Origin of the sequence: Nonomuraea sp. NPDC050786, assembly GCF_040654115.1 — a bacterium.
In the GTDB taxonomy this organism is placed as follows: domain Bacteria; phylum Actinomycetota; class Actinomycetes; order Streptosporangiales; family Streptosporangiaceae; genus Nonomuraea.
The window spans coordinates 12766-23964 of sequence record NZ_JBFAHJ010000003.1 but is presented as its reverse complement, the minus strand read 5'-3'; the positions used below and the strand labels follow the sequence as shown (position 1 = coordinate 23964).

12 protein-coding genes are annotated in these 11199 nt (G+C 72.0%); 4 read left to right on the top strand and 8 right to left on the bottom strand.

Going from position 1 to position 11199, the window contains the following annotated elements:
• Position 1: 1 nt before the first annotated feature.
• The 5 genes from AB0H84_RS07665 to AB0H84_RS07645 are packed head-to-tail and all read right to left on the bottom strand — an operon-like array spanning position 2 to position 4304.
• The gene (locus tag AB0H84_RS07665) at positions 2-397 is read right to left on the bottom strand and encodes a hypothetical protein (protein WP_357599761.1); all 396 of its coding nucleotides are present in this window, start codon (positions 395-397) and stop codon (positions 2-4) included.
• Positions 394-840: a hypothetical protein gene (locus AB0H84_RS07660; RefSeq protein ID WP_357599758.1), complete on the bottom strand. Its 447-nt coding sequence runs from the start codon at positions 838-840 to the stop codon at positions 394-396. Before AB0H84_RS07660 ends, AB0H84_RS07665 begins: the two co-directional genes overlap by 4 nt.
• Before the next feature lie 26 nt (positions 841-866).
• Positions 867-1643, bottom strand: a complete 777-nt coding sequence (locus AB0H84_RS07655; protein ID WP_357599755.1) for a carbon-nitrogen hydrolase family protein — start codon at positions 1641-1643, stop codon at positions 867-869.
• Positions 1603-2601, bottom strand: a complete 999-nt coding sequence (locus tag AB0H84_RS07650; RefSeq protein ID WP_357599752.1) for a DUF418 domain-containing protein — start codon at positions 2599-2601, stop codon at positions 1603-1605. The genes AB0H84_RS07655 and AB0H84_RS07650 overlap by 41 nt, the downstream gene beginning before the upstream one ends.
• Complete coding sequence (locus tag AB0H84_RS07645) at positions 2598-4304, bottom strand: alpha/beta hydrolase (RefSeq protein ID WP_357599750.1); 1707 nt, start codon at positions 4302-4304, stop codon at positions 2598-2600. Before AB0H84_RS07645 ends, AB0H84_RS07650 begins: the two co-directional genes overlap by 4 nt.
• 25 nt (positions 4305-4329) lie before the next feature.
• On the opposite strand from AB0H84_RS07645, the gene AB0H84_RS07640 reads away from it, so the two are divergent.
• From AB0H84_RS07640 to AB0H84_RS07630, 3 genes are read left to right on the top strand one after another with little or no spacing between them, the layout of a single operon-like run.
• Complete coding sequence (locus AB0H84_RS07640; RefSeq protein WP_357599747.1) at positions 4330-5502, top strand: pyridoxal phosphate-dependent aminotransferase; 1173 nt, start codon at positions 4330-4332, stop codon at positions 5500-5502.
• Positions 5503-5515: 13 nt separating this feature from the next.
• On the top strand, positions 5516-5701 hold the full coding sequence (locus tag AB0H84_RS07635) for a hypothetical protein (protein WP_357599744.1): 186 nt from the start codon (positions 5516-5518) through the stop codon (positions 5699-5701).
• Positions 5702-5735: 34 nt separating this feature from the next.
• Complete coding sequence (locus AB0H84_RS07630; RefSeq protein WP_357599741.1) at positions 5736-6953, top strand: hypothetical protein; 1218 nt, start codon at positions 5736-5738, stop codon at positions 6951-6953.
• 16 nt (positions 6954-6969) lie between these two features.
• Here the strand turns inward: AB0H84_RS07630 and AB0H84_RS07625 are convergent, their stop codons facing one another.
• The 3 genes from AB0H84_RS07625 to AB0H84_RS07615 all read right to left on the bottom strand — a co-directional run bounded on the left by AB0H84_RS07625 (position 6970) and on the right by AB0H84_RS07615 (position 9956).
• Entirely contained in the window at positions 6970-8067 is a 1098-nt protein-coding gene (locus AB0H84_RS07625) for an FUSC family protein (protein ID WP_357599738.1), read from the bottom strand.
• A gap of 45 nt (positions 8068-8112) precedes the next feature.
• Positions 8113-9183, bottom strand: a complete 1071-nt coding sequence (locus tag AB0H84_RS07620; RefSeq protein ID WP_357599735.1) for an FUSC family protein — start codon at positions 9181-9183, stop codon at positions 8113-8115.
• A 104-nt stretch (positions 9184-9287) separates the two neighbouring features.
• Positions 9288-9956, bottom strand: a complete 669-nt coding sequence (locus AB0H84_RS07615) for an alpha/beta hydrolase (RefSeq protein WP_357599733.1) — start codon at positions 9954-9956, stop codon at positions 9288-9290.
• Positions 9957-10081: 125 nt separating this feature from the next.
• Between AB0H84_RS07615 and AB0H84_RS07610 the strand changes: the two genes are divergently transcribed.
• Positions 10082-11173: a ring-opening amidohydrolase gene (locus AB0H84_RS07610; RefSeq protein WP_357599730.1), complete on the top strand. Its 1092-nt coding sequence runs from the start codon at positions 10082-10084 to the stop codon at positions 11171-11173.
• The last annotated feature ends 26 nt before the right edge of the window (positions 11174-11199 follow it).

The following is an 11199-nucleotide window of genomic DNA, read 5'->3' as shown; positions in this document are numbered from 1 at the left end:
ACTACGGGACCGGAATCCGTTCGACGCGGATCGAGAAGACCTCCTCGCGGGGCACCACGACCTCGTAGGCGCCGTGGTCGACCATCCAGTAGCCCAGGGCCTCCGCCTTCATCCCGCTGTGGCCCGTATAGGCGATGTGCAGCCCGTCCTCGTCCTCGTCCAGCACGATGCAGGGCTCGCCGCCGAACGCCCCCACCGTGCGGATCAGCACCAGCCACTCGACCTGCGACCTGGCCACCACCCGCCGCCAGTAGCCCGACGCCGGCTCGAACCCCTCCAGCTCGGTCTCGCTGAACAGCACCACCTGGTCGCTGTCGGGGCCCAGGGCGGCGGGCAGCGTGCGATCGCCGAAGCGGGCCACGAAGCCGGAAGCCACCGGCGCAATCGTCTCACTCATGAGGCCCGCCGCCAGGTCAGGCCGTCGTACTCGGCGAAGGGCCGTTCGCCGTCGGCGGTGACGTGCACGATCTCCGCCCCGGCCGGGATCGGCATCGGGACGGTGTGGAACTGCGGCACCACGTGATCCGACGACGTCGTGAACCCGTTGCCCGCGAACGGCGGCGCGTCGCTCCAGTCGCCACCCATGTGCGGCCCGTACGGCACCGCGTACGTGTCGACGTCGCGCGCGTACCAGCGCATGACGTAGAGCTCGGGCACCTCGGCGAACAGCTCAGACCCATCGAACGACAGGTCGAGCCCGAAATAGAGCGACTCGGGCGTGGTCAGCCTGACGCAGTCCTGCACGCGGTAGACGTAACCCGAGATGACGGTGCGCTTGCCCGACAGGTATGGCACGAGCAGACGCGGCGGGACAACCTTCTGCATCTGCGTTCCGCTCACGGTACTACTTTACGATCGGTTGAACGTCAGAGGACCCGGTGTTCGAGGCACGGCAGCGTTGTTCTGGCGGTGGACGTCCATTCGTGATCCACCCGTACGACCTGGACGCCCGGTGCGGTGCCCAGATCGGCGCGGACCACGCCCAGCGGATCGACCAGCATGCTGCGGCCCACGCCGTAGCCGTCGGACGACTCGGCCGGGTTGGGCGCCTGGCCGACGGCCGCGGTCCACATGGTGTTCTCCAGCGCCCGGGCCCTGACCAGGGTGACCCAGTGGTCCTCCTTGAGCGGCCCCGAGCCCCAGGCGGCGATCACCGCGAACAGCTCGGCGCCCTTGTCCACCAGTGCCCTCGTCAGCTCTGGGAAGCGCACGTCGTAGCAGGTGACGATGCCGACCTTGAGCCCGGCGAGCTCGACCACGGTCGGCTCCGCGCCGGGCGCGACCAGGTCGGACTCCTTCGCGCCGAACGAGTCGAACAGGTGGATCTTCCGGTACGCCGCCCGCACCGCGCCCTGGGCGTCGATGGCCACGGCCGTGTTGTGGACCCGGCCCTCGCCCGGCTCGAAGACCCCGGCGATCACCGAGAGCCCGTGCTCCTTGGCGGCCTGGGCCAGCCCCGACACGAACGGGCCGTCCAGCGGCTCGGCCAGGTCCGTGATGCGCCGGCCGTAGCGGGTGAGCGTGGCCTCGGGGAAGATCGCCAAGTCGGCCCCCTCGGCCCGGGCGAGCGCCTCTGTGGCACGCATGAGGTTGGTGGCGGGATCAGGTGAGACCGGGATCTGGCAGAGGGCGATTGTGGTCACGGACCGACTCTAGCCGGTTGGGCACCGGTCGAAACCAGGTCAGGCAGCGCCAGATCCATTCGAGGGGGCCGTACCTGAACCTGCTCAGCCACCACCTGCTGAACAGCACCTGCGCGGCCACCGTCAGCACCGCCAGCGCCACCACCGACCAGCGGGTCGGGTCGGCGTTCAGCAGCGGCAGGGCCAGGACGATCACCGCGGTGCCCGAGACGTAGTTGGTCAGCGCCATCCTGCCCAGCGGCTCCAGCACCGCCGACAGCCATGCCGACAGCCGTGTCGACAGCCGTGCCGGCAGCCGTGCCGACAGCTGGGGCCGCAGGACGAGCAGCAGCCCCAGCGAGTACGCCGCCGCGCCCGCCAGCGCGGCCACGCTGTAGAGCGTCCAGGCCAGCGCGCTCGCGTGCCCGCCCGCCTGGCCGCGCACGCTCGCCCAGGCGGCCGTCAGCAGCACGGTGGCCAGCGCCGTCACCGCGAACGAGGGCAGCAGCAGCCACCTGGGCGGACGCAGCCGGCACAGCCCCATGCCGACCAGGAACAGGCCGGGGATCAGGTACGGCCCGGCGCCCACCTGCAGCCCCCAGACCATCGCCGCCAGCCCCAGCAGCAGCACCGGCAGACCGCCGGACAGGAAGGAGGCGGGCAGCAGCACCGCCGCCCCGCAGACGGCGTAGTCGGTCAGCACCTCGCCCTCGTAGAACAGGTGCTGCGCCATCCCGAGGCAGAACAGCCAGAACAGCCTGCTCAGCAGCGCCCAGCGGCTGTTGCCGCGCAGGAACAGCACGAAGCTGATGCCGAACAGCAGCGAGAAGATCGGGTAGAACCGGCTCTGGAACAGGGCGTCGACGGTCCAGTCGACCGCGTTGCGCGCGCCCTTGTCGGTGTGCTGCCAGGTGTTGACCAGCATGATCCCGCCCACCGCGAAGCCGCGTAGGGCGTCGAGCTCACGGATGCGCGTCACAGGAACCAGGTGAACCACCATACGAGGAATCCGGCGCCGATGACGGCCGCCGCGATCTGCGGCCACCGGCGGTGGCGAAGGAGCGCCGCGGCGGTCAGCACGGCCGAGGCGGCGGCGATCCAGGTGCAGGCGAGGACCGTGTCGGGCACGCCGACGGCGAGCGCGGTCTCGTTCCGGCCGGCCAGGGCGTAGACGGACTGGCCGACCAGCCCGGCGAACGCCACGCCGGACAGCCCGCCGAAGGCGCTCAGCGCCCTGCCCTTGAGCGCGCCCGCGACCAGCTGGATCAGGGAGACGAGCGCGAACAGGGCGAAGGGCGCGGCCAGCCACGGGGTCTTCGTGATCTGGTACGGGGCCGCGGTCACGTGCAGGTCACCCGGCCGCACGGCGGTGTCGCCGTCCCGGCAGGGGGAGGCCGTGCGCACGGCCGGGTCGGTCACGAACTCGAGGATCTTGCGCCGGGCGCAGGCGCTGGTCAGGAAGACGGCGTGGGAGGCGCTGGGGAACTCCTCGAAGCGGGCGCCGGGGAGGGCCGCCGCGGCGGGCTTGCTGGTTCTGGTCGGGGTGGTGGGGTCGTACTGCCCGCCCACCACGTACACCGGGGCCTTGGTGGTGGCGTTGACGGGCTTGGCCTTGGGGAGCTGCCAGGCATCGCACACCGCCTTATCCACATTTACGGTGAAAAGCCGTGGCTTTGCGGCGAAGGTGTTGAACGGCACCTCGTCCTGGCACTGCACCGCGTGATACAGCCCGAACTCGTGCGACACCAGCCCCCCGCCCACGGCGTCGGCCAGCGGCTGCAGCAGCTCGTCGTGGCCCTCGGCGAGCGCGCCGATCATCGCGGGCGCGATGGCCGCGACGTCCGCCTCGTGCAGCGCCTCGGCCATGATCGTGGCCAGGTCGTCGCCGCTGATCCGGGCCTGGAACGCCCTGCCGAGGATCGGGTCGGTGGTGGTCACCCGGGCGGGTGCCGCGTTCAGCCGGGCGGTCGCGGCGTCGAACGCGTCCTTCATGCCGAGCCTGGTGGCCGCGTCCGCCAGGTTCGTGGCGGCGTCGTCGTACCAGGGGACGCTCTCCGGCAGGTACGAGTCCAGCACCACCGAGCGCACCCCCTCGGGGTCGGCGGCGGCCACGTCAATCATGACCCTGGTGGAGTAGCTGACGCCGAACAGGTTCCAGGACTCGTACCCGAGCTTCCGGCGTAACGCGACTACGTCGGCCGCGATCTCCTTCGTGTTGTATCCCCGCAGGTCGATGCCCTGCTCCTGCAGCCTTGCCCGGCACCGGCCGGCGGCCGCCGCGGCGTCGGCGGGCGGCCGCCTGAGCTGCCCGAGCAGCGCCTCGGCCGTCTCGGCACAGCCCAGGACCGGCTGGGAGTACCTGCTGCCGCGCTGCTCGACCGTCACCACGTCGCGGTCGGGGAACATCTGGCTCAGGAACCCGGTGAGCTGCATGGACGCCGAGCCCGGCCCGCCGCTCATGTACACGACGGGGTCCGGTCTGCGCTCCTTGGCGGTCGAGGTGTGGACCGCGTACCCCACCTTGATCGTCCGTCCGGGCGCGTCCCTGCGCTCGGGGACCTCGAGGAAACCGCAGGTCGTCCGCGCCGGGACGGCGACCGGACAAGGGGGCGCGCCGACGTCGCTGGGGGCCATGACAGGGGGAGCGGTCAGGGCGAGGGCGAGCATGACCCGAGTGATCATGGGATGAGACTAATAGTGTGGCCTCGTGACCGAACCACTTGTTGCCAGGATGCGTGCCTTCGGCACGACGATTTTCGCGGAGATGAGCGCGCTCGCCGTCGAGACCGGATCGATCAACCTCGGTCAGGGCTTCCCCGACACCGACGGGCCCGCGGCGATGCTCGACCGCGCGGTCCAGGCGATCACCTCGGGTGCGAACCAGTACCCGCCGGGGCCGGGCACGCCGGAGCTGCGCCGGGCCGTCTCGGAGCACCGCGCCGCCCACTACGGCCTCTCCTACGATCCGGCGGGCGAGATCCTGATCACGGTGGGGGCCACGGAGGCCATCGCGGCGGCCGTGCTCGCCCTGTGCGAGCCGGGGGACGAGGTGATCGCCTTCGAGCCGTACTACGACTCCTACGCGGCGTCGATCGCGCTCGCCCAGGCGCGCCTGGTGGCGGTGACGATGCGGCCGGTGGAGGGCCGCTTCACGTTCGACCCGGACGAGCTGCGCGCCGCGGTCACGCCCCGCACCCGCGCCATCCTCGTCAACTCGCCGCACAACCCCACGGGGACCGTGTTCACCCGGGCCGAGCTGGAGGTCATCGCCACGCTCTGCCAGGAACGCGACCTGGTCGCGGTGACGGACGAGGTGTACGAGCACCTGACGTTCGACGGGGTCGAGCACATCCCGCTGGCCACGCTGCCCGGCATGCGCGAGCGCACGGTGATGATCTCCTCCGCGGGCAAGACGTTCTCGGTCACCGGCTGGAAGACCGGCTGGGTCTGCGCCCCTCCCGCCCTGGTCACGGCGGTGCAGACGGTCAAGCAGTTCCTCACGTTCACGGCGAGCGCGCCGTGGCAGCTGGCGGTGGCGTACGGGCTGCGTAACGAGCTGGAGTGGGTCTCCGCCCTGCGCGCGGGCCTGCAGGACAAGCGCGACCGCCTCATGGAGGGCCTGGCGGCCGCCGGCTTCTCCGTCCTGCGGCCCTCCGGCACGTACTTCGTCCAGACGGACATCCGCCCCCTGGGCTTCTCGGACGGCCTCGAGCTCACGCGCCGCCTCCCCGAGCTCGCCGGGGTGGTGGCCATCCCGACCCAGGTCTTCTACGACCACGCCGAACGCGGCCGCCACTTCGTCCGGTTCGCCTTCTGCAAGAAGGACGAGGTCATCGACGAGGCGGTGACTCGGCTCAAACACCTCTCGACCGCGCGCTGAAGGGCAGGCGCGAGTGGGTCGTGCCGGCCACCCAGGGCGCCATGCACCCGGCGACCTGGACATCGCCGCAGGACTGGTCGAGGTTGCGGCCGGGCTCGGCGCCGCACCGTCCGAGGAGGCGGTGGTCAGGCTGGACGGGATCTCGCGTGTCGGGCTCGGGCCGATGGACGGGTCGTTCTTCCATCTCGTCCCGCGCTGAGCAGGCGCACGAGTGCTGCCCGTTGAATCGTGGTATGTCTGGCTGGGTGAAGCGCCGGCATGTCGCGATGGCCCTCCTGCTCGGGCTCGCCGCCGCCTGCCAGGCCCCGGCGCGCGACCACGGGCCCCAGCCGCCGGCCGTACCGACCACCACCCAGGCCGCCCCCACGCCCGCGACCGGGGAGAGCCCCGCCGTCCCGCCCCCGGCGCCCGGCGGCTGGCGTTACGTCTACGTCGGCGAGGAGCTCGGCGGCGAGTTCTGGGACGTCGTCGCCACCGGCCCCCGCGAGGCCTGGGCGGTCGGGGTGCGGGACGGCAAGGCGTTCCTGCTCGGCTACGACGGCAGCGCCTGGCGACCGGCCCCGCTGCCCGACGGGCTCGGCGACATCGAGGTGATCGGGGATCTCCGCCTTGGCGCGTCCGGTCAGGGCGGCCTGTGGTTGTTCCGGTCGGACGACCAGGGCACGCGCGTGTTCCGCCGGGACGGCACGGGCTGGCGGCGGCTGCCGCCGTACCAGTGGCACGTGGGCGACGCGCAGGTGTTCGCGCCCGACGACGTCTGGGTCATCGCCGAGGAGCGCAGGGCGGGCCACTGGGACGGCGCCCGCTGGCGGACCGTCACGCTCCCCGCCCAGGCCGGCGCCCTGGACGCCGCCGCGCCGGACGACATGTGGGCGGTCGGTCACCGGGCATCGAGCGCGACGCCGGGGCCGCTCACCCAGCCGGCCGCCATGCACTGGAACGGCCGCGCCTGGCGCCTGGTCCCCACCCCGGCCTACCGCTTCCCCGACCCCGCGCCGCCCGAGGAGGACGCCTTCCTCACCGGCGTCGTGGCCCTGTCGGCGAAGGAGGCGTGGGCGGTGGGCGAGCACACGTTCAACCACGGGGAGGGCGGCCCCGACCCCGCCGACCCGCCGCCGATCGTGCTGCGCTGGAACGGCTCCACCTGGAGCCGCCATCCGGTCCCCACCCCGCCGATCTGCTGCCCGAAACTCGCCCCGGACGGCTCCGGCGGCGTCCTGCTCGGCTCGAGCGGTCCTGGCCTCGGCAACACCTGGCGCCTGGCCCCCGACGGCGCCGCGACCCGCCTGCCGCGGATGAAGGTGGATCCGAAGGCGTCACGCAAGCAGTACGGGTCCATCGAGGCCATGACCCGCATCCCCGGCACCTCCACGGTCCTCGCGGTCGGCAGGCTGAGCGCACGCGCCTGGTCCCGGGCCGCCATCGCCGAGTTCAACACCAACGGAAAGTAGCGGGTAAGCGCGCACCTCAGCTGCGGGAGCCCTCGTTGGTCGCCTCGTCCAGCGGTGTCAGCGTGTCCGTGGCGGCCTCGTGCTCCATCCCCGTCGCCTGCAGCAGGTCCACGACCACCGAACGCAGCTGCGCGATGATCACGTGCGCCGAGAAGCCGAGCCCTTCCGGCCGTTCCCGGGCCGCGACGGCGAGCAGCGCCTGCCGGGCCAGCGTCGGTTCGCGGCCCGCCCCGAGCTCGAGTTGCAGCAGCAGCGCCGCCTCCGAGACCTCGCGCAGCGCCTCCGCCAGGGCGGGCGGCGGCGGGCTGGCCTCGCCGAGCGCCGCGAGGGTGCGCCTGGACAGGACCCGCGCGTTCCGCATCGCCAGGTCCACCGGCACGGCCGCGGTCTCGTAACGTGCCAGGCTGGCCTTGCGGTGCCAGTGCAGCGGCGAGATCAGCGTGATCTCCTTGGCGGTCTCCAGGGCCTGCTCGTACTCGTGGACCGCGTCCTGCGTGCTGCGCGCCTCCTCCAGTGCCTCGGCCGCCAGGTCCACGTCCCGCTTCTCGATCGCCTCCGCGGCCCGCTCGAGCACCGTGGAGAGCGCGTCGAGCACTCCCGACAGGTGTTTGGCCGCGATCGTGAACGGGCTGGCGGGCAGCAGGGCCACCGCCAGGATCCCGATGACGCCCCCGGTGAGCGCGTCGACCATCCGGTCCAGGCCCCCGGCCCCGTCGCCGGGCACCAGGGTGGCCACCAGCACGGCCGACGACCCGGCCTGCGCGACGAACAGCGCCCCGCTGTTCAGCAGCACCGCCACGGTCATCGCCAGCGCCACCACGAGCGCGAGCTGCCACGCTCCCGAGCCGATCCACGACACCAGCAGGTCGCCGATGCCCACCCCGAGGCTGACGCCGACCACCAGTTCGGCCACCCTGCGCAGCCGCTGTCCGAGCCCGACCCCCACGCAGATCAGCACGGAGATCGGGGCGAAGAGCGGGCGTGGGTGGCCGAGCAGCTCGATGGCGATGATCCAGGCCAGTGCGGCGCCGATCGCGCACTGCGCGATGGAGGGTGCCATGAGGCCGAACGTGCCCAGTCGTTCCTTCACATGATCGCTGAGCCTGGTTCGCACCCTTCTACCTTGGCGGATCTTTATGACATTGAGGTCACGTTCGCCCTATCTAGGGCCTTTTGGCGTCTCTTCCCCGTCACGCGACCCGTCCATCTCGTGGACGTCGAGCGGCGGCAGGGCCGCCAGCGCCTCCTCGCGCTCGGTCCCCGTCGCCTGGAGCAGGTCCACGATGATGGACCGGAGCTGGGCGATCATCACGTCCGCCGAGAAGCCCCACCGCTCCGATCCCTGGCGGGAGGCCACCTTCAGGATCGCCTTGGTGACCTGGTCCGGCGAGCGTTCGGCGGCCAGCTCGTCCCGCAGCATGAGACCGGCGTCCGCCAGATCGCGGAGCGCGCCGGGCAGCCACGGCGGGAGCGGGCTGCCGCCGTCGAGTGCCACGATGGCCCGCCTGGCCAGCACCCTGGTGTTCCTGAGCGCGTGATCGAGCGGCACGGCCGCTTTCTCGTACCCCTCGAGGCTGGGGCGGCGGTGGCGGTGCAGCGGCGAGATGGTGGCGATCTCCTTGCTCGTCTCCAGCGCCTGCAGGAACTCCTCCACCTTCGCCTGGCTGCTCCGCGCCTCCTCCAGCGCCTCGCCGGCCAGGCGCACGTCGCGCTGCTCGATGGCCTCGGCGATCTGCCGGAGCGAGTCGGCCAGTGTGCTGAACATCCCCTTCGCGTGCCGCCTGGCGAGCGCGGACGGGCTGGCGGGCAGCAGGGCCACCGCCGCGAGCCCCACGAGGCCGCCGACCAGCGCGTCGACCATCCTGGCGAACCCGCCGGCGCCGCTCGGCGGCAGGAGCGTCGCGACGAGCACGGCCGAGGAGCCCGCCTGCAGGACGATCACCGAGCCGCGGTCCAGCAGCACCGCCGTGGCCATCGCGATCGCCACCACGAGTGCGATCTGCCACGCGCCCGAGCCGATCCACGACACCAGCAGGTCGCCGACGCCGATGCCGACGCTGACCCCGGCGACCAGCTCCACCACCCGCCGCAGCCGCTGGCCCAGCCCCACGCCGATGCAGACGACGACGGCGATGGGCGCGAAGAACGGGCGGCTGTGACCGAGCAGATCCTTGGCCACCAGCCAGGCGATCGCGGCGCCGACGGCGCACTGGGCGATGGAGGGGGTCATCAGCCTCAGCCTGCTGAGGCGCTGGTGTACGTGCATGTCAACCACGCCTCTACCCTGGCCCAGGAACGTGACACCGGGGTTACGGCCCGATGAGACAGGGCGGCTCAGCCGTTCAGGAAGGCGTCCACGGCCTCCAGGAACGGCGCCCGGGCGCTCACGTGGATGAGGTGGCCGACCTCGATCGTGACCAGCCGCGCCCCCGGGATCCGTTCCGCCACCGCCTCCGTGCCGACGTGGCTCAGCTTCCCGCCCGACAGCACCAGTGTGGGCACCGTGATCTGCCCGAGCCTCTCCAGTACGGCGGGGTCGGGGTCGACCAGCTGCCGCTCGGTCTGGTGCATCATGCGCCAGTCGAACCCGGCGGAGTCGTCCTCCACGATCGGCGGGCGGTTCTTGAACGGCAGCGGCGGCGGCGCGTCCTCGAGCACCAGCCGCTCGACGCGCTCCGGATGGTCCATCGCCATCCGGTAGGCCACCACGCCGCCCAGCGAGTGCCCGATCACCGTGGCCCGCTCGAGGCCCAGGTGGTCGAGGAGCGCGACGACGTCCGCCGCCATCTCGGCCAGCTCGTACGAACCGGGATGGTCGCTCGCTCCGTGCCCGCGCAGGTCGAGGGCGAGCACGCGGTAGCGGGCCGCGAAGTGCTGGGTGATGCCGTTCCAGTCGTTGTGATCGGCGGTCCGGCCGTGGATCAGAAGGAGTGGGGGAGAGGTGGGGTCGCCTTCCTCGCGATATACGAGCTTGATCCCGTTGACGTGTGCTTCGCGAATCACAAACAGGACCATAGCCCCCCTTGACATCGTCGGCGGCGTTCGTGGGCAGACATTGACCATGTGTCCCGCCGGCCACCTCGGCTAGCGTCGCCCAGCGGGACGGGTAGCGGAGAAGGGGGCGTCACATGCCGGACCCGATCGAAGTGCGCAAGGTGCCGATCGAGAGCGTCACCGACGCCTCCGGCCTGTCACGGCTCATCGCCGACGGGGTGATCGAGGCGCACCGGGTGCTCGCCGTCATCGGCAAGACCGAGGGCAACGGCGGCGTGAACGACTACACCCGCATCCTCGCCGACCGCGCCTTCCGCGAGGTGCTGGCCGAGCACGGACATCCGTCCCCGGAGAGCGTGCCCCTGGTGTGGTCCGGCGGCACCGACGGCATCCTCAGCCCGCACGCCACCGTCTTCGCCACCACGGCCGACGCTCCCGCCTCCGACGAGCCGCGGCTGTCGGTGGGCGTGGCGATGAGCGAGGTGATCCTGCCCGAGGACATCGGCAGGCCCGCCATGGTGGAGAAGGTCGCGGCAGGCGTACGCGAGGCCATGAAGATCGCGGGCATCGACGACCCGCGCGACGTCCACTACGTACAGACCAAGACGCCGCTGCTCACCCTGGCCACCATCACCGACGCCAGGAGCCGCGGCCAGGACACCGCCATCGAGGAGACCGGCCCCTCCATGGACCTGTCCAACTCGACCACCGCCCTCGGCATCGCCGTCGCCCTGGGCGAGATCGACATGCCGCGCGCCGACCAGATCCACAAGGACCTGTCGCTGTACTCGTCCGTGGCCTCGTGCTCGTCGGGGGTGGAGCTGGACCGGGCGCAGATCGTGCTGGTGGGCAACGTACGCGGCATCGGCGGCCGCTACCGGATCGGCCACAGCGTCATGAAGGACGCCCTCGACGCCGACGGCATCTGGGCGGCCATCAGGGACTCCGGCCTGCCGCTGCCGGAGCGCCCGCACCCCTCGGACCTCGGGGGGCGGCTGGTGAACGTGTTCATGAAGTGCGAGGCCGACCCGTCAGGACGGGTACGCGGACGGCGCAACATCATGCTGGACGACTCCGACGTGCACTGGCACCGGCAGATCAAGGCCGCGGTCGGCGGGGTGGCGGCCTCGGTCACGGGCGATCCGGCGGTCTTCGTCTCGGTGGCCGCCGTCCACCAGGGCCCCTCGGGCGGCGGCCCGGTGGCGGCCATCTCCGACCTGGGATAGCCGGGTCCGGCAGCATCAGCGGGCTA

Bases quoted from the DNA above. Each gene is read 5' to 3' on its own strand.
- AB0H84_RS07665 (WP_357599761.1), bottom strand. From the start codon at position 397: ATGAGTGAGACGATTGCGCCGGTGGCTTCCGGCTTCGTGGCCCGCTTC.
- AB0H84_RS07645 (WP_357599750.1), bottom strand. From the start codon at position 4,304: ATGATCACTCGGGTCATGCTCGCCCTCGCCCTGACCGCTCCCCCTGTC.
- AB0H84_RS07630 (WP_357599741.1), top strand. From the start codon at position 5,736: ATGTCTGGCTGGGTGAAGCGCCGGCATGTCGCGATGGCCCTCCTGCTC.
- AB0H84_RS07620 (WP_357599735.1), bottom strand. From the start codon at position 9,183: ATGACCCCCTCCATCGCCCAGTGCGCCGTCGGCGCCGCGATCGCCTGG.
- AB0H84_RS07610 (WP_357599730.1), top strand. From the start codon at position 10,082: ATGCCGGACCCGATCGAAGTGCGCAAGGTGCCGATCGAGAGCGTCACC.